Here is a 19037-nt window from a genome sequence, read left to right on the forward strand (position 1 = left end):
CCAGGTCTTGCCCCCTGCCCGAGGAGCCGCGAATGAGACGTTTCAAACTGGCCGTACTGGCGGCGGTGACGCTGAGCACCGGCCTGCTCGCCGTACCGGCCGAGGCACACGGTGGCCGGAGCCCCCTCGGCCTCGATCACTGCACCGCCACCGCGTGCCACTTCGACGTCCCGCCCGGCACGTACGACGTGAAGGTCCTCCTCGGCGGCGACGCGGCGTCGAGTACGAGCATCGCCGGTGAGACCAGGCGCTCCCTGCTCCCCGAGACCGCCGCCGCGGCCGGGGAACACGTCGCCCGCGGCTTCACCGTGAACGTCCGCACCCCCGAGGGCGAACCCACCGGTCCCGAGGGCACACCGGGCCTCGATCTCGCCCTCGGCGGCTCGGCCCCCGCGCTCGCCGACATCAAGGTCACCCCCGCCCGGCACGCCCGGCAGATCTTCCTCGTCGGCGACTCCACGGTCTGCGACCAGCCCGGCGACCCGTACTCCGGCTGGGGCCAGCAGCTGCCCCAGTACCTGCGCAAGGGCGTGTCCGTCGCGAACTACGCCGACTCCGGCGAGAGCACCGTCAGCTACCTGTCGAACCCGCAGCTCTGGGCCACCGTCCAGCCGCAGATCCGCCGGGGCGACCTGGTCCTCATCCAGCTCGCCCACAACGACAAGACCACCGACGAGGTGACCTACCGGGCCAACCTGGAGACCCTGGTCGCGGGCGTGCGGGACAAGGGCGGCAGGCCGGTCCTCGTCACCCCCGTCGTGCGGCGCTGGTTCAACACCGACGGCACCCTGAACAACAACACCGCGCTCCTGGTCAACGGCCTCGGCGTCGACCACCCCGCCGTCATCCGCTCGGTCGCCGCCGCCCGGAAGGTCCCCCTGATCGACCTGACCGCGAAGACGAAGGCGCTGGTGGAGTCCCTGGGCGTCGAGGGCTCCAAGGCGCTGTACCTCTACAACGAGAAGCGCGACAACACGCACACCTCGGTCCACGGCGCCACCGTCTACGCCGGCCTGGTCCGTGACGAACTCACCGCGCTGCATCTGGTGCCCGAGGGCCGGGTCAGGGTGGGATGAACCCCTGGGGCGCCTCGACCGGAACCGGGGCGTCCCAGGGCCCGCGCACATCAGGGGCGACCGAAGCACAGGAAAGAGCAGGAAAGAGAATGCAGCTGCCTCCCGACGACCGCACCCGCAGCCCGCGCACCGGCTACACCCGCGCCCACTGGGAGGCCGCCGCCGACGCGCTGCTCGCCGCGACCGAGCCGTACGCCACCGCCGACCGCGCCCTCTACTACTTCCCCGGAGCCCACGAGAGCTGGTCGGGCCGCCTCTCCGACGGCCTGGAGGGCTACGCCCGGACGCTGCTGCTCGCCGCCTTCCGCCGCGACGAGACCGCCCTTGAGCGCTACGCCGACGGCCTCGCCGCGGGCGTGGCGGGCGTCTGGCCCCGCATCGAGGACCGCAGCCAGCCCCTGGTGGAGGCCGCGTCGATCGCCCTCGCGCTGCGACTGACCCGGCCTCTCCTCTGGGACCGCCTGGACGACTCCGTACGACAGCGCGCGACCGCCTGGCTCGGCGACGCGCTCACCGCCGAACCCTGGCCCTGCAACTGGGAGTTGTTCCCCGTCACGGTCGGTGGCTTCCTCCAGGAGATCGGGTACGAGGCCGAGGCCTCCCGCAAGGCGATCGACCACGGCCTGGAACGCATCGAGCAGTGGTACCTCGGCCACGGCTGGTACACCGATGGCGACGGCCGCAAGTTCGACTACTACAACGGCTGGGCCATGCACCTCTACCCGGTGCTGCACGCCTGGCTCGCGGACGACGCCCGCCTGCTCGACCTGTACGGCGGCCGCCTGGAAACCCATCTCGCCGACTACGCCCGTCTGTTCGGCGGCGACGGCGCCCCGATGCACCAGGGCCGCTCCCTGACGTACCGCTTCGCGACGACGTCCCCGCTGTGGCTGGGCGCGCTGACCGGCCGTACGCCGCTGTCGCCGGGGCAGACGCGCCGGCTGGCGTCGGGTGCGCTGAGGTACTTCCTGGACCGGGGTGCGGTCGACGAGCACGGGCTGCTCACCCTCGGCTGGCACGGCCCCGACGAGTCCGTCCTCCAGGGCTACTCGGGCCCCGCGTCCCCGTACTGGGCGAGCAAGGCCTTCATCGGCCTGCTCCTTCCGCCGGACCACGAGGTGTGGACGGCGGCGGAGGAACCCGGCCCGGTGGAGACCGAGGACGAGGTGCGACCGGTGGGCCCGCCCAACTGGCTGCTTCAGTCGACGTGTTCGGACGGTCTGGTGCGCCTCCACAACCACGGCAGCGAGGACGTCCGCTACGACCCGTACTACACCCGTCTCGCCTACTCGACGGTGACGGTGCCCGACGCGTCGCACGAGGCGTCGCACGACAACAGTGTGATCGTCGGCGGCGATGCGAGCCGGACGGAGATCGAGCCGCTGGGCGTGGGCGACGGGTGGGTGGCGTCCCGGCACTCGGCGGGCGGGGGAGCGCGGGTGACGAGTCTCGTGCTCGCGCGCGGGGCCGTGGAGGTGCGGGCCCATCTCGTGGCGGGAGCGGAGCCGGGGACCCCGGTGCGGGTGACCGGCTGGGCGGCGGGGGACGGCGTCCGAGCCGAACTGCGCCCAGCCGTGGGCCTCACCGACGAGCTCACCGGAGCCGTGTCCGAGGACGCCACGCTCTTCGTGGCCCTCGCCCGGCTCACGGCCGAGCAGGACCCCGTGCCCCTGGAGGACACGGTGTCCGTACGGCTGGAGGGGACGGGCGAGCTGCACGTGCGCTGGGACGGCGGCCCGGAGGTACGGGTCCGGCTGACGGACGGCGCGGTCGCCTCGCCGGACCTCGTACCGTCTACGGCGACGGAGTGACCGTCAGGGCTTGAGGCGGGCGATCCGCAGGGCCGTGGTGGTCGGGGAGGCGCCCGTGAGGGGAGTGGCGTAGGACGGGGTCACGGGCGCGTACGCCCAGGTCAGGGTGCCGTCCTTGAGGACCGCGACGTCGCCGGTGATACGGGCGTTGACCACCTTGTCCGGGCTCTGGAAGTTGCCGTTCCAGTCGATGAGACGCAGATGGGTGCCCGTGAAGGTCCCCTTGCAGGTGCCGTCGGCGCACTTGGCGTTCTTCAGGGACTCCCAGGACAGCAGGAGCCGGTCCTTGCCGTACGGGGCGAGGTGGACGTTGACGTGTTCCGTGCCCGGCGTGTTGGAGAGGCGGATCGCCTTGCCGGGCCCGGAGTTGCGGTTCTCGAGGAAGGCGACGGCCACCTGGTGGGTGCTCGTCCGCGGCTCGACCGTCCAGCCGCGTCCGCTGGAGTCGGCCGGGTTCTTCTTCGCCGAGGCGGCGCCGCGCGAGGCGAAGGCGGTGGCGTAGCGGCCGCTCGCCGACTTCACCAGGTCGCCCGTACGGCCGGGGAAGGTACCGCCGCAGTACCCTGCCCAGCACTGTTCGCGTTGCACGACCGGGGCGTTGTCCGGGGCCCCGATCCCGGTGGAGACGAAGAGGCCCGAGCGCCAGTCGTCGAAGCAGAGGGAGGTGAAGGCGCCGGTCTTCTCGGGGTGCAGGGCTATGCCCTCGTTGTGGCTGCACCCCCAGCTCCAGCCGCCGCTGAGCTTGGCACCCTTGGCGCTGACGTACGAAAGCTTGTCGCCGTAGTGGCCGTCGGCGAAGCCGCCCGCGCCGTGCACGACGAAGTAGGCGCCGTACTTGCTGCCGTTCCAGGTGAGTTGGCCGTCCAGCAGCGGGGCGGTGTCGTGGGAGGCGGTGGAGGTGAGCTTGGTCCGCCAGGTCTGCTTGCCGCCGGTGTAGCGGACGATCGCGGCGGCCGTCTCCTTCCACTTGTTCGTGTCGGGGACGCGGGTGAGCAGGGCGAAGCCGTCGTTGTGCGCGACCAGGCCGCCCACTTCCTTGGCGCCCTTGACGACGGTGTCCGCGCCGGAGCGCTTCCCGGCGGCGGTGAGCGGGGTGACGTGGACGCCGTCGGAGGCGGGCCACGCCACGCGGAGCGTGCCGTTGGGGGCGACGGCGGTCGTGGTGCGCGTCCACTCACGGGTGTTGTTGTAACCCGCTGTCAGGTACGGGAACTTGGCGGCCAGGCCGACGGCGGTCGTGGTGACGGTGAGGCCGCCGGAGGGGGCCGGTGCGGCGCCCGCGGTCGCGTACCACGCGCCGACCAGGGCGGCGGTGGCGGCGAGACCGGCGACGAGGGGCTTGCGGGCGCCCCGGGCACGGCGGTGGCTCGTGGTGCCCGTGTTGCTGGTGTGACTTGCGGAGGTCATGCCTTGTAGTGGCCGCCGAGGCCTGAAGGGTTGCCCTCCTTGGCCGGAAGAGCTCTATTCCGTTGCCCGGTGATCAACGTGTGCAGGAGACTCCCCAACATGACCTCAGCCATCCGTCACATGACGATCCACTGCGCCGACGCCTACGCCCTCGCCACGTTCTGGTCCCAGGTGCTGGGCCAACCCCTGCACGAGGACGACCACCCGGGCGACGAGGAGACGCTGATCGAGGGTGCCGGCGTGCTCTTCGTCACCGTGCCGGATTCCAAGGGCGTCAAGAGCCGCATCCACGTCGACCTCCAGCCCCAGGACCGCACCCGCGACGAGGAGGTCGCCCGCCTCCTCGCCCTCGGCGCCACCCAGGTCAGGGACCAGCGCAGGCCGGATGGGACGGGGTGGGTCGTCCTCGCGGACCCGGAGGGCAACGAGTTCTGTGTGGAGCGGAGCGCGGGGGAGCGGGAGGGCGGGGCCTGATCCCGGGCGGAGCCTGATCCCCCACCCCACCCCCGTTTCGGCGCTCGCATACTTCGGCCGACGCCGAAACGACCAGTGCCTAGCGTGCCGGTGTGAACGAAAGCCCACAGGAGAACCCCGCCCAGGCGGTCACCGGCATGGTGGACCACGTCCTCGCCCTCGCCGCCACCTGGACCGCCTGGGACGGCAGGCCCGCGCACGTGGACGACCGCGTGTACACCCCGCACAAGGCGATCCGCAGGGTCGCCGATCACCTGGTCGACCACTTGGCGGAGTTGGAGGCGAGGCTGGTGGGTGAGGAGCCGCAGCCGGACCACTGGCACGCGTCCGCTTCGACGAGCGAGGCGGACCTCGCGCCCTTCACCCGCGAGGACCTCGACGAGGCCCGCAGCCGGCTCACCCGCCTCGCCCGGATCTGGGCGAACCGCCTGGACACGCTGACCGGCGAGCAGCTCGACGATTCGCCCGGCGAGGGGTGGAGCTTCCGTGAACTCGCCCTGCATCTGAAGGAGTCGACGTACTACGCCGACGCGGTGGGCGACCTCTCGTGACCGTGGCTCAGGGCTTCAACGTCTCCGTCAGCCGCTCCGCGAAGGCGACCGGGTGTTCCAGGGGGCCCAGATGGCCGCCGGGGAACTCGGTGAAGGCGCTGTGGGTGGAGGCGGCGAGGAACTGGGCCGTGCGGTGGAGGAGTTGGCCGCGTGAATCGGTGCCGGCGGCGACGGTGAGGTGGGTGGCGGGGAGGTCGGGGGAGGGGATGTAGGACGAGAAGGGGTGCAGGACGTGGCGGAGCATGAGGGCCATGGGCTGGCTCAACTCCTCGTCCCTGGACAGGGGTTGTCGCGGCTCGCCTTCGTCGTCCTGCGGTTCCTGGTCCGTCAGGACGGCGGTCATCCGCCGGGCCGCCGCCGCGAGCCCGGCGGTGCGGTAACACTCGCACACGTCCCGGAACTTGGCCTGTTGCTGCGCTCCGTCGGGCAGGATGCCCACCACCGGCGGCTCGTGGACGACGACGTGGCGGAGGCGTTCCGGGTGTCGGGCGAGGAGGTCGAGGGCGGCGACGGCACCGGCGCTGGTGCCGAGGACGAAGGCGGAGCCGTCGTCGCCCAGGACGGCGTTCAGGACACGGGACGCGCCGTCGCTCCAGTCCTCGACGCGCTGGTCGGCGACGGGTTCGCCCAGACGGCCGTGGGCGAGGCCGAGCGGGTCGTGGGTGACGACGGTGAAGCGGTCGGCGAGGACGTCCGTCATGGGCTCGAGCCCCATGGGGTGACCGGCGCCGCCGGGGATGATCAGGAGTACGGGCCCTTTGCCGCGTATGTCGTAGTGGTCTTCGAAGTCAGTCGTCATCGGTCTTCTCCTCGTGGGGCCAGTGGGTGAGGGCCACGTGCAGGGCGTCGACGGCACTGTCCCAGGACCTGCGCACGTCCCGGGGTGCACCGAAGCCGCCGGTGGCCTCCAGGGCGCAGTAACCGTGGAAGGTGCTGCGCAACAGGCGGACGGCGTCGGTGAGGTCGGGTTCGGTGAGGCCGTAGGCGCGCAGCATGCCGTAGGTGATCTCGGTGGTGCGGCGCAGAGCGGGGGAGGCGGTGACGAGGGCCTGGTCGACGCGGATCTGGGTCGCCGCGTAACGGCCGGGGTGCTGGAGGGCGTAGTCGCGGTAGGCGCCGGCGAAGGCGGCCAGCGCGTCCTTGCCGACCCGTCCGGCGACGGCGGCGGCGATCCGGTCGATCATCTCGCCGCCGGCGAGGAAGGCCATCCGGGTGCGCAGGTCGTTCAGGTTCCTGACGTGCGAGTACAGACTCGCGTCCTTCACGCCGAAGCGGCGTGCCAGCGCGGACACCGTGACGTTCTCGAAGCCGACCTCGTCGGCGAGATCGGCGGCCGCCGCGACGACCCGCTCGGTCGTGAGGCCGGCTCTGGGCATGGGGCCACCACCCTGCGTGCTGAAACCTAGGAGCTCTAGGAATGAGCCTAGTGCAAGGTCCGGCTTCGACGTCGGCGATTACCGGCCGCAACGGCTACTGACGGCCGCCGGGCCGGGTTTCGAGTGGGGGGCGCGCCGAGCCGCTTCCCCGACTCGGCGCGCTGAAGGGTCATACGCACATGGCGGCCGAGTTGTTCGAAGGGGCCGGCGGCCATTCACCCACAGCCCAACCGGCGGCCATCCGCCCACAGCCCATGTGACTGACCGTCACCATCGGTTGCCGTCCGGCGCGGCGCGAGCGTCGAGTTTGAGCGCGCGAGAACTGCGCAGGAGTTGTGCTTGGAAATGCGAACGGCGAAAGGAACACCGTCATGGCGGCAACCGACAACGACAAGTCGGTGGACCCCGCCGCAGTCAGGCGCCATCGGGTGCTGTTCCGAGCGATCGAGAAACGACGCCATCCGAAGCTGCGCCGCAGCGACATCACCGTGACCGACGAGGCGGCGGTCAAACGCGCCACCAAGGCCGCCGCCCTCGGCAACGCGATGGAGTGGTACGACTTCGGCATCTACAGCTACCTCGCCTCGACCATCGGCAAGGTCTTCTTCCCTTCGGGGAACGACACCGCCCAGTTGCTCAGCTCCTTCGCGACCTTCGCGGTGGCCTTCCTGGTGCGTCCCGTCGGCGGAATGGTCTTCGGGCCGCTCGGCGACAAGATCGGCCGCAAGCGCATCCTCTCCCTCACCATGATCATGATGGCGGTGGGGACCTTCGCCATCGGCCTCATCCCCTCGCACGCCAGCATCGGCCTCTGGGCCCCGGCCCTGCTGATCTTCTTCCGGCTGGTGCAGGGCTTCTCGACGGGTGGGGAGTACGGGGGCGCCTCGACCTTCATCGCGGAGTACGCGCCCGACAAACGGCGCGGCTTCTTCGGCAGCTTCCTGGAGTTCGGCACGCTCGCCGGGTACGTCGGAGCCTCCGGCCTCGTCGTCGTGCTCACCAGCGTCTTCAGCGCGGACCAGATGCTGCAGTGGGGCTGGCGCATCCCCTTCCTGGTCGCGGCCCCGCTCGGATTCATCGGCCTCTACCTGCGGCTCAAGCTGGACGAGACACCCGCCTTCCAGAAGCTGGAGGGCGGCCAGGCCAAGGCGAGCGAGGCCGCCGACGCCGTGGAGACCTCGGCCACCGCCGACCTCGGCAAGATCTTCACCGGCCACTGGCGGCCGCTGCTGCTGTGCCTCGCTCTCGTCGCGGCGTACAACATCACCGACTACATGCTGCTCTCGTACATGCCGACGTACCTGTCCGACGAACTCGGCTACGGGACCAACCACGGGCTGCTGATCCTGCTCCTCGTGATGGTCCTCCAGATGTGCGTCATCAACCAGGTCGGACGGCTCTCGGACCGCTTCGGCCGCAAACCGCTGCTGATGACGGGGATGCTCGGCTTCCTCCTCTCCGTGCCGTCCTTCCTCCTCATCCGGCAGGGCAGCGTCGTCCTCATCACCCTGGGCCTGCTCCTGATGGGGCTCTCCCTGGTGGCGATGCTCGGCACGATGTCGGCGGCGCTCCCGGCGATGTTCCCCACCCAGGTCCGCTACGGCTCCCTCTCGGTCGCCTACAACTTCGCCACCTCGGTCTTCGGCGGTACGACCCCCTTGGTGATCACCGCTCTGATCAGCGCCTTCGGCACCAATCTCATGCCGGCCTACTACGCCACCGCCGCCGCGGTCGTCGGCATCGTCGCCGTCCTGTGCATGAGGGAGACCGCCAACAAACCCCTGGCCGGCTCCCCGCCCTCCGTCGAAACGGAGAAGGAGGCCGCCGAGCTCGTCCAGGCCCAGACCCCCGAGCCCAAGTTCTGAAGTGGGCCTCCGCCCGGGCACGGTGTACAGGACCGTGTGGGCGGAGGCCTCCCTTCGTTCGAGCGTCAGCCGACTCGAGCGTCAGCCGATCGGGGTGTACAGCACGCCCAGTTTGTCGACCTCGTCACCCTCGCGGCCCGTGAAGCCGGCGATCTGCCAGCCGGAGGGGGCCGTGAAGGTCTTCGCGTCGCTGGTCACGGTGCCGGAGGACAGGGTGCGGCCCTTGTCCGTCGAGAACGTGGCGGAGAACAGGCGGGTGCGGCCGTCCTTCTGGCCCTGCGTCAGCTTGACGGAGGTGAGGTGCTCGCCGGTGGCCAGCGTCAGCGAGGTCGCGGTGCCGCCCGTGCCGCCGTGGAGCAGTGTCGTACCGCCGTCGAGCGTGAGCGACACCGCGTCGAGACGGGAGCCGCCGCGCAGGGTGAGGGTGCGGGGGGACACGGCCGTCGGCAGCTCGTCCGCGTCGGTGAAGGCCGTGCCGTGCGGGCCGCCGAAGAAGTCACTCGCCCTCAGGGACGGGTTGACGGTGTAGGAGAAGGCGGTCGTGTGCGGGAAGTGGTCCGAGAGGTTGCCGCCCGCGGAGTCGAGGAACGACGCCCACTCGTTGTTGTAGCGGGTCGCGGTCAGGGACAGGACCTTGCTGCCGCGGTAGAGGACCTTGTCGACGACCTCGCAGCCGTTGGTCGGGGCCGTCGTCGGGCAGACGAGCGCGTCACTGCCCTGGGCCGGCGGGGTGCCGCCCTTCGCCAGCTTCACCCAGGCGTCCGTCAGACCGTTCTCGTCGACGAGCGTGCGGATGTTGTCGCCGGACCGCGTGTACCGCGTGTTCGTGTCGCCCATCACGATCACCGCGTTGCCCGCGGAGTTCGCCTGGATGAAGTCCGACAGCTGTTCGACGTTGGCGCGGCGGGCGGCGAGGGCGTCGTCGGTGTCGTCCGCGTTGGTATGGACGTTGTAGAGGTCGACGAAGACACCCTCGGCGAGGCGGACCCGGGCCAGCGTGAAACCCTTGGGAGTCAGGCAGTTGGTGCCCGTGCACTTCTTCCACTTGACCCGCTCGAAGTCGTCGAACGGCAGGTCCGAGAGCGTGTTGAGGCCGTCACCGAACGGCACCCCGCCGCTGGTCGCGGTGCGGTACGGGTGGTTGTCGCCCGCGTACAGCGCCGCGTGGTAGTTGAAGTCCTCCTGGACGTTCACGATGTCGTACGGCGCCAACCGCGGTGAGATCAGCGGGGTGTTGGTCGCCGGATGGCCGGAGCTCAGGCCCTCCGGCAGGCCCGCGACGTTGTACGTCAGGACGTTGAAGGTGCCGGAGGCCGCGGCGGCGGCCGCCTGGGCCGGGGCGGCGGTGGCGGAGGTGGCGGTCGCGGCGGTGAGCCCGGCCAGTGCGAGCGTACCGGCCACGACGGTGCCGAGGAGTCTTCTCATGGTGGGGGAGTCTCCGGTCGGAGGAAACGGGGGACGAGCGGCGATGTCCCCCAGAATCCCCGGCAACTGGTGTGACATACAAGGGCTGTTGGGGAAACAGTGGCCGACCGTTACTCGCCCCCCGCGCCTCACCCCACCCGGATCCCCACGATGCAGGTGTCGTCGTCGGTGTCCGACCTGCTGTACGTCAGCAGGCGGTCCAGTTGCTGGTCGAGGGTGCTGGGAGCGGTGCGCGCGGTGGTCAGCAGATGGGTCAGGGACTCCTCCACGGACCGGTCGCGGCGCTCGATCAGACCGTCCGTGAACATCAACAAGGTGTCCTCGGCGTCCAGTTGGACCTCGTCCTCCTCGTACGTCACATCGGGCAGCACGCCCAGGAGCATCCCCTTGACCAGGGGCAGCGGAGCCGCCTCGGCGCCCCGGACGAGCACGGGCGGCAGATGGCCCGCCCTGGCCCAGCGGAGCGTGTTGCGGGCCGGGTCGTACAGACCGCACACCGCCGTCGCGGTGATGGCGCCGGCCAAGTTGTGCGCGACGATGTTGAGCCACGACAGCAGCTGCCCCGGCCCGGCGCCGGTCACCGCGAGGCCGCGCAGCGCGTTGCGCAGGACGACCATGCTCGTCGCGGCCTCTATGCCGTGGCCGGCCACGTCTCCCACGCACACCAGCACCAGCCGGGACGGCAGGACGACGGCGTCGTACCAGTCGCCGCCCACCAACTGCTCGGTCTCCGCGGGCCGGTAGCGGACGGCCACCTGGAGGTCGGGCACCTGCAACGGCGCCTGCGTGGGCGGCATGATGGCGTGCTGCAACTGCAGGGCCAGCCGGTTGCGTTCAGTGGCCTGCTGCTCGGTGTGCGCCAGTTGGTCGCGGGTGGCGGCCAGCGCCACCTCGGTCCAGTGCTGGGCCGAGATGTCCTGGCAGGCGCCGCGGACGAGAAGGAGCCGGCCGTCGGTGTCGAGGACCGGTTCGGCGACGACCCGGATGTGCCGGGTCACCCCGTCCGGGCGCTGCAACCGGAAGGCCGCGGAGGCCGGTCGCCGGTGGTGCAGCAGCGTCCGCAGAAAGCGACGGATGGACGTGCCGTCGTCCGGGTGGGCGTGGGCCGGCAACTCCTCCATGGGCACCGGGGTGCTCGACTGCGGCCGCCCGAAGAGGTCGAACAGCTGCCCGTTCCAGGTGATCTCGCCGGTCAGCACGTGCTGCTCGAAGCCGCCGATACGGCCCAGCCGCTGGGCGTGCTGGAGCAGGCTCGCCAGCCGGGCCGTCTCGTCCTCGATGCGCCAGATGAACAGGACGGCGGAGCCGTGCCGGCTGACGCTGATGTCCGCGACCGCCGACAGCGGGACCTCGTCGACGAGGGCGGTGAGGTTCATCCGGCGGGCCCTGAAGGGCTCACCGGTGGCGTACACCCGCTCGATCCGCTGGAACAGCTCGCTCTCCCCGGCGGCCATCGGATACGCCTCGAGCAGCAGCGCTCCGCTCACGACGGCACGCGGCCTGCCGGCCGGATCCAGGAAGCGGTTGTTCACGTGCTGGATGCGGAAGTCCACCAGGTGGCCCGAACCGTCGAGGTGCGGCACCAGGACGAGGGCCGGGTCGTGCAACCCGTCGGCCAGGTCGATCAGTTCCGCCGCGTCGGGCAGCAGGCGCGGCTCCTGGGCGGCCCCGTGCAGCAGCGTGTACGTCTCCAGCGTGTGGGCGCACAGCTCGGCCAGCGCCTCCACCTGACGGACGATCTGCGGGGACTGCGGCGGCAGCACCGTCGGCCAGGCGATCTCCAGCACACCGTGGATACGTCCTCCGACGCCGGCGGGAAGGGCCGCCCTGCCCCCGTCGGGGTGGTGGTGCAGGCCGATGCTGGGCAGTCCGGTCTCCGCGAGGGACGTGATCCACTGCCCGTCGCGCTCGGTCAGGCCGCTCCGCGCCACCGTCGCCACGTCCGGGGGGACGTAACGCCAGCGCGTGGCCTCGGCCGAGGAGAACCCGGCGCTGCCCGCCAGCGTGAGCGAACCGTCGGAACCCGCCGCCCAGATGGCCACGGCCACCGCGCCGAGCGGACGCAGCGCCTGCTCAAGGAGGGCGTCGGCTACGGCCTGGGTATCGTCCGCGGCCAGCGCGCCGCTCTCCGCCGCGCGCAGCCGTACGGCGGCCGACTCGGAGTCCGTCTCGTCGGCGTCCCTGGTGGCGGCCAGGAACGCGTCCGTCACCTCGGACATCCGGTCCCGGGCGGCCTGGTTGATGACGTCGACCGCGAACTCCAGGGGCGTGAGCTGGGCCTGCTCGGCGAGTTCGGTGAGCTGCCGGGCGGCCTGGGCGGGCCCGCACCCCAGCCGTTCCACCAGGATCCCCTTGGCGAGTTCGATCAGCGCACGCCCCTCGGCCTCCGCCTGCGCGGCCCGCACCTCCCGGCTCAGCCGTTCCACGGTGGCCGCCAGCCTGCCCACCGGTGTGGCGGGCGCGGCGCCCACAGGGCCCGTGGGCGTCACCGACACGGCGGACTCCGCCGGGCCACCGGCGCCTTCGAGTGCCGGCTCACCGTCCCGACCCGGTTCGGGCGGATGCTCGGACATGCTCACAGTGTGAATGCTCCTCGACTTGAGCGCCCGGGGGCGCGGAACGGGAGACGCGGGGGGAGGCCCGGCCCCGCCGATGCGCCCGACGACGGGCGCTGGGGCAGGCCCGGTCCGGCGGGTGTGTCGGATGGCGGGTGTGTGGCCGACGGGTGGGGCTGGGACAGGGTTGGCCCTGCCCATGCCTCCGTCGGCGGGCGTTGGGGCCGGCCCGGTCCCGTGGGTGTGCCGGAGGGCGTGGGCTCGGGGAGGCCCGGCACCGGGGGCGTGGCCGACGGGAGGGGCTGGGGGACGCCCGACCACGCCGATGTGCCCGACCGCGGGAGCTGTGGAGCGCCCCGGCCTGTCGTACGGCACACCTGCGGGGCCGGTGGGTGCGTACTCACGCCGGGAGCCAGCGGCGGACGCAGGCCATCAGGTCGCGGGTGTCGACGGGTTTGGTGACGTAGTCGCTGGCGCCGGAGGCGAGGCTCTTCTCGCGGTCGCCGGGCATCGCCTTCGCGGTGACGGCGATGATGGGCAGCTCGGCGTACTGCGGCATCCTGCGGATCTCGGCTGTCGCGGTGTAGCCGTCCATCTCCGGCATCATCACGTCCATCAGCACCAGCGCGACGTCCGGGTTGTCCACGAGCGCCTCGATGCCCTTGCGCCCGTTCTCCGCGTGCAGTACCCGGAAGCCGTGCAGCTCCAGGATCCCGCTGAGCGCGAAGAGGTTGCGGGCGTCGTCGTCGACGACCAGGACGGTGAGGCCGGCCGACGCTTCGTCGACGGGGTGCGGCACCGGACGCTGTGACTCCTCGCTCCTGACCAGGGACAGCACCTCGCCCGGCTCCTCCGCCGACAGGTGCAGGGCGATGCGCTCGCGCAGTTCGTCGAGACTGGACAGGAACTCCAGCGCCCCGCCCGCCGAGCGGGACCGCAACGCCTCCTCCAGCACCGCGTCCGTACGGTGACCGCTGTGCACCAGCACCGGAACGCTCGCCAGCGCCGAGTCACCCTCCAGGGCCTGGAGGAACTGCGACGCCTCGCCGTCCCGGAGGCCCAGCTCCACGACGACGCAGTGGCACGGTTCCGCCGCGAGCGCGCCCGCCGCCTCCTGCGCCCCGACGGCGGTGATGACGTCGACCGCCGGCCGCTGCCCACCGTCCTCACGGCCGTGCGTCAGATCCGTCACGACGCTCTCCGCGACGAGGGTCAGCAGACCGCGCGGCCGCTCCTCCACGACCAGCAGCCGCCTGGGCCGCGGACCCGGCCCGATCTGGGCCGGCGGCACCCCTCGGGCCGCCCCCTCCACGAGGATCCCCGCCGAGGACGGCTCCGGGGCCCTGCCGTGCGCGAGCAGATCCTCGAAGTCCGCACGGGCCACGGGCAGGAAGAGCGTGAACGTGCTGCCCTGCCCCGGCGTGCTGTCCACGGTGACGGCACCACCCAGCAGATGGGCGATCTCCCGCGTGATGGACAGACCCAGACCCGTGCCGCCGTACTTGCGGCTCGTCGTGCCGTCCGCCTGCTGGAAGGCACCGAAGATCGTCTCCAGGTGCTGCTCCGGGATGCCGATGCCGGTGTCCTTCACCCGGAACGCCACCACGGCCCCGCCCCGCAGCACACCCTCGGGCACCTCGTCGTCCGCGGCCGACTCGATGCTCAGCTCCACGCTGCCCCGCTCGGTGAACTTCACCGCGTTCGACAGCAGGTTGCGCAGCACCTGCCGCAGCCGGGAGTCGTCCGTGAGCAGGTCCGCGGGCGCGCCGGGAGCGGTCGTCACCGTGAAGTCGAGGCTCTTCTGTGTCGTCATGGGCCGGAAGGTGGCCTCGACGTACTCGATGAGCTGCCGCAGCTCCACCACCTCGGGAGCGACGTCCATCTTCCCGGCCTCGACCTTCGACAGGTCGAGGATGTCGTTGATCAGCTGGAGCAGGTCCGAGCCCGCGGAGTGGATGATCTGCGCGTACTCGACCTGCTTCTGGGTGAGGTTGCGGGAGGGGTTCTGGGCCAGCAACTGGGCCAGGATGAGCAGGCTGTTGAGCGGGGTGCGCAGCTCGTGGCTCATGTTCGCCAGGAACTCCGACTTGTACTTCGAGGCCAGCGACAGCTGCTGGGCCCGGGTCTCCAACTCCTGCCGCGCCTGCTCGATCTGCAGGTTCTTCGCCTCGATGTCCCGGTTCTGGTCCGCCAGCAGCGAGGCCTTGTCCTCCAGTTCCGCGTTGGAACGCTGCAGCTCCTCCTGCTGCACCTGCAACTCCGCCGAACGGGCCTGGAGTTCACCCGTCAGGCGCTGCGACTCGACCAGCAGCTCGTCGGTACGGGCGTTGGCCACGATGGTGTTGACGTTTACGCCGATGGTCTCCATCAGCTGCGCCAGGAAGTCCTGGTGGATCTGGGTGAAGGCGGTGACGGACGCCAGCTCGATGACGCCGAGGACCTGGCCCTCGACCACGATGGGCAGCAGCACCAGCGCCGTCGGCACCACCTGGCCGAGCCCCGAGGAGATGGTCACGTAGTCCGGCGGCAGCTCGTCCACCGTGATGGTGCGCCGGCTGCGCGCGGCCTGGCCGACCAGGGTGCGGCCGAAGGGGATCCGGGCGGGCCGGGTGTCGTCGTCGGGGTAGCCGTAGGAACCGACCAGCCGCAGCTCGGGCCCGCCGTCGCCCTCCTCGGCCAGGTAGAAGGCGCCGTACTGGGCCGACACCAGCGGCACCAGCTCGTCCATGATCAGCTCGGCGACCACGGGCAGGTCGCGGTGGCCCTGCATCAGGCCCGAGATCCGGGCGAGGTTCGTCTTGAGCCAGTCCTGCTCCTGGTTGGCGCGGGTGGTCTCGCGCAGGGACTCCACCATGGAGTTGATGTTGTCCTTGAGCTCGGCCACCTCGCCCGACGCGTCCACGGTGATCGAACGCGTCAGATCGCCCTCGGCGACGGCGCTGGCGACCTCGGCGATCGCGCGGACCTGCCGGGTCAGGTTGCCCGCCAGCTCGTTCACGTTCTCCGTCAGGCGCTTCCAGGTGCCCGACACGCCCTCCACCTCGGCCTGTCCTCCCAGGCGCCCCTCGGTGCCGACCTCGCGGGCGACCCGGGTGACCTCGTCGGCGAACGCCGAGAGCTGGTCGACCATCGTGTTGATCGTCGTCTTGAGCTCGAGGATCTCGCCGCGGGCGTCCACGTCGATCTTCTTCGACAGGTCGCCCCGGGCCACCGCGGTCGTCACGAGCGCGATGTTGCGCACCTGACCGGTGAGGTTGTTGGCCATCGAGTTGACGTTGTCGGTGAGGTCCTTCCAGGTGCCCGCCACGTTCGGCACGTGCGCCTGTCCGCCCAGGCGTCCCTCGGTGCCGACCTCGCGGGCGACGCGGGTGACCTCGTCGGCGAACGCCGACAGCGTGTCCACCATCGTGTTGATGACGTCCGCCAGCGCCGCGACCTCGCCCTTGGCCTCGACCGTGATCCGCTGCGACAGGTCGCCGCGCGCCACGGCGGTGGCGACCTGGGCGATGGAGCGGACCTGCCCGGTCAGGTTCGACGCCATCACGTTGACGTTGTCGGTGAGGTCCTTCCAGGTCCCCGACACGCCCCGCATCTGGGCCTGGCCGCCGAGGCGTCCCTCGGTGCCGACCTCGCGGGCGACGCGGGTGACCTCGTCGGCGAAGGCGGAGAGCTGGTCGACCATCGTGTTGATGGTGTTCTTCAGTTCGAGGATCTCGCCGCGCGCGTCGACGGTGATCTTCTGCGAGAGGTCGCCCTTGGCCACCGCGGTCGCCACCAGCGCGATGTTGCGGACCTGACCGGTGAGGTTGCCCGCCATGAAGTTCACGGAGTCGGTGAGGTCGCGCCAGGTCCCCTTGACGCCCTTGACGTCCGCCTGGCCGCCGAGGCGTCCCTCGGTGCCGACCTCGCGGGCGACGCGGGTGACCTCGTCGGCGAAGGCGGAGAGCTGGTCGACCATCGTGTTGATGGTGCTCTTCAGTTCGAGGATCTCGCCGCGCGCGTCGACGGTGATCTTCTGCGAGAGGTCGCCCTGCGCGACCGCGGTGGTCACCTGGGCGATGGAGCGGACCTGGCTGGTGAGGTTGCCCGCCATGTGGTTCACGGAGTCGGTGAGGTCGCGCCAGACCCCGGCCACGCCCGGTACCTGGGCCTGTCCGCCGAGGCGTCCCTCGCTGCCGACCTCACGGGCGACGCGGGTGACCTCGTCGGCGAAGGCCGACAGCTGGTCGACCATCGTGTTGACGGTCTCCTTCAGCTGCAGGATCTCGCCGCGCGCGTCCACGTCGATCTTCTGCGAGAGGTCGCCCTTGGCCACCGCCGTGGCCACCTGGGCGATGTCGCGGACCTGGGTGGTCAGGTTGCCCGCCATCGCGTTGACCGAGTCGGTCAGGTCGGCCCAGGTGCCCGAGACCCCCGGCACCTCCGCCTGTCCGCCGAGCGTCCCCTCGGTGCCGACCTCGCGGGCCACCCGGGTGACCTCGGAGGTGAACACGGACAACTGGTCCACCATGCCGTTGAAGACCTTGGCGATGTCGCCCATCAGGCCGTCGGCGTCGTCCGGCAGCCGGGTGCCGAAGTCACCGTCCCGGACGGCCGTCAGGCCCTCCAGGAGCCGCCGCAACTCCTGATCACCCCAGGCGGTGTCGACGACCCCGGTGCTGTTGCTGGTCATGCGCACCCTCGTTCCGCTCCCCAAGAGTCCTCGGCCGAGGACTCCGAACCCCTCCGGACCGATCGACGATCCGGCAGCCGTGCATGCGTTTGTGCAGTTCACGGATCTACGCGATGAGAAATACGCCGCAGGCTAACCCACCCTCCGCCCCCGTCACAAAGCCTGGGGAAAGGTCACGAGCCAGAGCCCTCCTGAAGCGAAGAATCGTGCATGACCCTGCGAATCATGGGTACTCAGGAAGGTTTTGAGCCACGGAGGAAGCGCCCCTCCGGCACCCCTCCAGGCACCCCTCCGAGCACTCTCAGGCGCGCTCCAGATACCGCAGCGCCGACGCCGCCGCGTGCGCTCCGCACATGCCGTGCGCGCCGGCGCCCGGCGGGGTGGCGGCGGAGCAGAGGTACATGCCCGGGACGCCGGTGCTGTACGGGTCCAGGGCGAGGCGTGGGCGGGACAGCAGTTGGCGGACGGTGTTGGCCCCGGTGACGATGTCGCCGCCGACGTAGTTCGGGTTGTACGCCTCGAGCGCGGCGGGCCCGCGCACCGCCCTGCCGACGACCCGCTCGCGGAAGCCCGGGGCGAACCGCTCGATCTGGCCCACCATCGCCTCGGTGGCGTCACCGTCGTAGCCGTACGGCACGTGCGCGTACGTCCACACGGGATGGACGTCGCCGTTCGAGCGGCCGGGATCGGCCAGGTACTGCTGCCCGACCAGCATGAACGGCCGCCGCGGCAGGCGCCCGGCGTGGACCGCGCGTTCGGCTGCCGCGACCTCCTCGAAGGTGCCGCCGAGGTGCACGGTGCCCGCCCGCCGGGCCGCCTCGTTGGTCCACGGCACCCCGCCCTCGACGGCGAAGTCGACCTTGAACGCGGCGGGCCCGTGCCGGTACCGCCGGTAGGCGCGCGCGATCCGGGCCGGCAGCAGGTCGCCGAGGATGTCCGCGACCGCGCCCGGCGCGAGGTCGAACAGGACCACGTCGGCCGGCGGCAGCCCGTCCGGGGAGCGCACCCGCACGCCGGTCTCGATCCGGCCCCCGAGCTCGCCCAGCAGGGCCGCCAGCGCGTCCGTGATCGCCCGTGAGCCGCCTGCCGCGACGGGCCAGCCGTGACGGTGTCCCGCCGCGATGATCGAGATGCCGATGGCGGCGGTCACCGGCCGGTCGAGCGGCCGGAACGCGTGCGCGGCGGCCCCGCCGTAGAGCGCCCGGGCGGTGTCCGAGCGCCATGTGCGGGCCACGGCGGTCGCGGGCAGCAGGGCCGCCGTGCCGAAGCGCGCCAGGAGGAGCGGGTGGCGCGGGACGCGCGTGAGCGGGCCCAGGAAATCCTCCGCCAACGCGTCGAATCCCTCGGCGAGCGGCCCGAACAGTCGCCGCCACCGCCGCCCGTCGACCGCGTCGAGACCGTCCGCCGTCTCCCGCACCGACCGGTGCAGCACCCCGGCCTCGCCCGAGTCCAGGGGATGCACGCAGTCGATCTCCGGCAGACACCAGCGCAGGCCGTGACGGCCCAGGTCCAGCGTGCGCAGGAAGGGGGAGCCCACCGCCATGGGGTGCGTCGCCGAGCAGTGGTCGTGCAGCAGGCCCGGCGTCAGCTCGCTGGAGCGGGTCCCGCCACCGATCGTCGCGGCCGCCTCCAGCACGGTGACCTCCACCCCCGCGAGGGCCAGGCGGACGGCCGCCGCGAGACCGTTGGGCCCACTGCCCACGACGACGGCTGTGCTCATGTCTCCGAGGCTAGTGACCTGAGTCGGAGATTCGTCGTTGGTTCGGTATGAGTCGTCCGGGTCCGAAGATTCCGCCGCTGTCACTGACTGATACCCAACGGGCTG

General features: G+C 71.4%; 12 protein-coding genes. 5 read left to right on the forward strand and 7 right to left on the reverse strand.

Annotated elements, in window-relative coordinates; translation table 11 throughout:
- The first annotated feature begins 32 nt into the window (after positions 1–32).
- A complete protein-coding gene (locus ACGFNV_RS19685) occupies positions 33–1076 on the forward strand; it encodes a rhamnogalacturonan acetylesterase (protein ID WP_393624034.1) in 1044 nt (347 codons plus the stop codon).
- An 89-nt stretch (positions 1077–1165) separates the two neighbouring features.
- Complete coding sequence (locus ACGFNV_RS19690; protein ID WP_393624035.1) at positions 1166–2887, forward strand: DUF2264 domain-containing protein; 1722 nt, start codon at positions 1166–1168, stop codon at positions 2885–2887.
- Between the two features lie 3 nt (positions 2888–2890).
- Here the strand turns inward: ACGFNV_RS19690 and ACGFNV_RS19695 are convergent, their stop codons facing one another.
- On the reverse strand, positions 2891–4294 hold the full coding sequence (locus ACGFNV_RS19695; RefSeq protein WP_393624036.1) for a hypothetical protein: 1404 nt from the start codon (positions 4292–4294) through the stop codon (positions 2891–2893).
- 99 nt (positions 4295–4393) lie between these two features.
- Between ACGFNV_RS19695 and ACGFNV_RS19700 the strand changes: the two genes are divergently transcribed.
- Both ACGFNV_RS19700 and ACGFNV_RS19705 read left to right on the forward strand, forming a co-directional pair.
- Positions 4394–4768: a VOC family protein gene (locus ACGFNV_RS19700; RefSeq protein WP_393624037.1), complete on the forward strand. Its 375-nt coding sequence runs from the start codon at positions 4394–4396 to the stop codon at positions 4766–4768.
- 137 nt (positions 4769–4905) lie between these two features.
- Positions 4906–5319, forward strand: a complete 414-nt coding sequence (locus ACGFNV_RS19705; protein ID WP_393624085.1) for a hypothetical protein — start codon at positions 4906–4908, stop codon at positions 5317–5319.
- A 7-nt stretch (positions 5320–5326) separates the two neighbouring features.
- On the opposite strand, the gene ACGFNV_RS19710 is transcribed toward ACGFNV_RS19705, so the two are convergent.
- Positions 5327–6118 carry an alpha/beta fold hydrolase gene (locus ACGFNV_RS19710; RefSeq protein WP_393624039.1) on the reverse strand — a complete coding sequence of 264 codons (792 nt, stop codon included), beginning with the start codon at positions 6116–6118 and terminating at the stop codon, positions 5327–5329.
- The gene (locus ACGFNV_RS19715) at positions 6108–6695 is read right to left on the reverse strand and encodes a TetR-like C-terminal domain-containing protein (protein ID WP_393624041.1); all 588 of its coding nucleotides are present in this window, start codon (positions 6693–6695) and stop codon (positions 6108–6110) included. The genes ACGFNV_RS19710 and ACGFNV_RS19715 overlap by 11 nt, the downstream gene beginning before the upstream one ends.
- A 371-nt stretch (positions 6696–7066) precedes the next feature.
- Here ACGFNV_RS19715 and proP point away from each other — a divergent pair, with 371 nt between their 5' ends.
- Positions 7067–8560, forward strand: coding sequence for a glycine betaine/L-proline transporter ProP (proP, locus tag ACGFNV_RS19720; RefSeq protein WP_393624043.1), 1494 nt, complete (start codon positions 7067–7069; stop codon positions 8558–8560).
- Positions 8561–8641: 81 nt separating this feature from the next.
- Here the strand turns inward: proP and ACGFNV_RS19725 are convergent, their stop codons facing one another.
- The 4 genes from ACGFNV_RS19725 to ACGFNV_RS19740 all read right to left on the reverse strand — a co-directional run bounded on the left by ACGFNV_RS19725 (position 8642) and on the right by ACGFNV_RS19740 (position 18932).
- On the reverse strand, positions 8642–9985 hold the full coding sequence (locus ACGFNV_RS19725) for a jacalin-like lectin (RefSeq protein ID WP_393624045.1): 1344 nt from the start codon (positions 9983–9985) through the stop codon (positions 8642–8644).
- A 128-nt stretch (positions 9986–10113) separates the two neighbouring features.
- On the reverse strand, positions 10114–12558 hold the full coding sequence (locus ACGFNV_RS19730) for a SpoIIE family protein phosphatase (RefSeq protein WP_393624047.1): 2445 nt from the start codon (positions 12556–12558) through the stop codon (positions 10114–10116).
- Between the two features lie 382 nt (positions 12559–12940).
- Complete coding sequence (locus ACGFNV_RS19735) at positions 12941–17212, reverse strand: HAMP domain-containing protein (RefSeq protein WP_393624048.1); 4272 nt, start codon at positions 17210–17212, stop codon at positions 12941–12943.
- A 301-nt stretch (positions 17213–17513) separates the two neighbouring features.
- Positions 17514–18932, reverse strand: coding sequence for a phytoene desaturase family protein (locus ACGFNV_RS19740; protein ID WP_393624050.1), 1419 nt, complete (start codon positions 18930–18932; stop codon positions 17514–17516).
- Between the last annotated feature and the right edge of the window lie 105 nt (positions 18933–19037).

It is taken from the genome of Streptomyces sp. NPDC048751 (assembly GCF_043198595.1).
GTDB lineage: Bacteria > Actinomycetota > Actinomycetes > Streptomycetales > Streptomycetaceae > Streptomyces.

Coding starts and splice junctions, on each gene's coding strand:
- ACGFNV_RS19700 (WP_393624037.1), top strand. CDS start 4,394: ATGACCTCAGCCATCCGTCACATGACGATCCACTGCGCCGACGCCTAC.
- ACGFNV_RS19690 (WP_393624035.1), top strand. CDS start 1,166: ATGCAGCTGCCTCCCGACGACCGCACCCGCAGCCCGCGCACCGGCTAC.
- ACGFNV_RS19685 (WP_393624034.1), top strand. CDS start 33: ATGAGACGTTTCAAACTGGCCGTACTGGCGGCGGTGACGCTGAGCACC.
- ACGFNV_RS19730 (WP_393624047.1), bottom strand. CDS start 12,558: ATGTCCGAGCATCCGCCCGAACCGGGTCGGGACGGTGAGCCGGCACTC.
- proP (WP_393624043.1), top strand. CDS start 7,067: ATGGCGGCAACCGACAACGACAAGTCGGTGGACCCCGCCGCAGTCAGG.
- ACGFNV_RS19740 (WP_393624050.1), bottom strand. CDS start 18,932: ATGAGCACAGCCGTCGTCGTGGGCAGTGGGCCCAACGGTCTCGCGGCG.
- ACGFNV_RS19695 (WP_393624036.1), bottom strand. CDS start 4,294: ATGACCTCCGCAAGTCACACCAGCAACACGGGCACCACGAGCCACCGC.
- ACGFNV_RS19705 (WP_393624085.1), top strand. CDS start 4,906: ATGGTGGACCACGTCCTCGCCCTCGCCGCCACCTGGACCGCCTGGGAC.
- ACGFNV_RS19715 (WP_393624041.1), bottom strand. CDS start 6,695: ATGCCCAGAGCCGGCCTCACGACCGAGCGGGTCGTCGCGGCGGCCGCC.
- ACGFNV_RS19710 (WP_393624039.1), bottom strand. CDS start 6,118: ATGACGACTGACTTCGAAGACCACTACGACATACGCGGCAAAGGGCCC.
- ACGFNV_RS19725 (WP_393624045.1), bottom strand. CDS start 9,985: ATGAGAAGACTCCTCGGCACCGTCGTGGCCGGTACGCTCGCACTGGCC.
- ACGFNV_RS19735 (WP_393624048.1), bottom strand. CDS start 17,212: ATGACCAGCAACAGCACCGGGGTCGTCGACACCGCCTGGGGTGATCAG.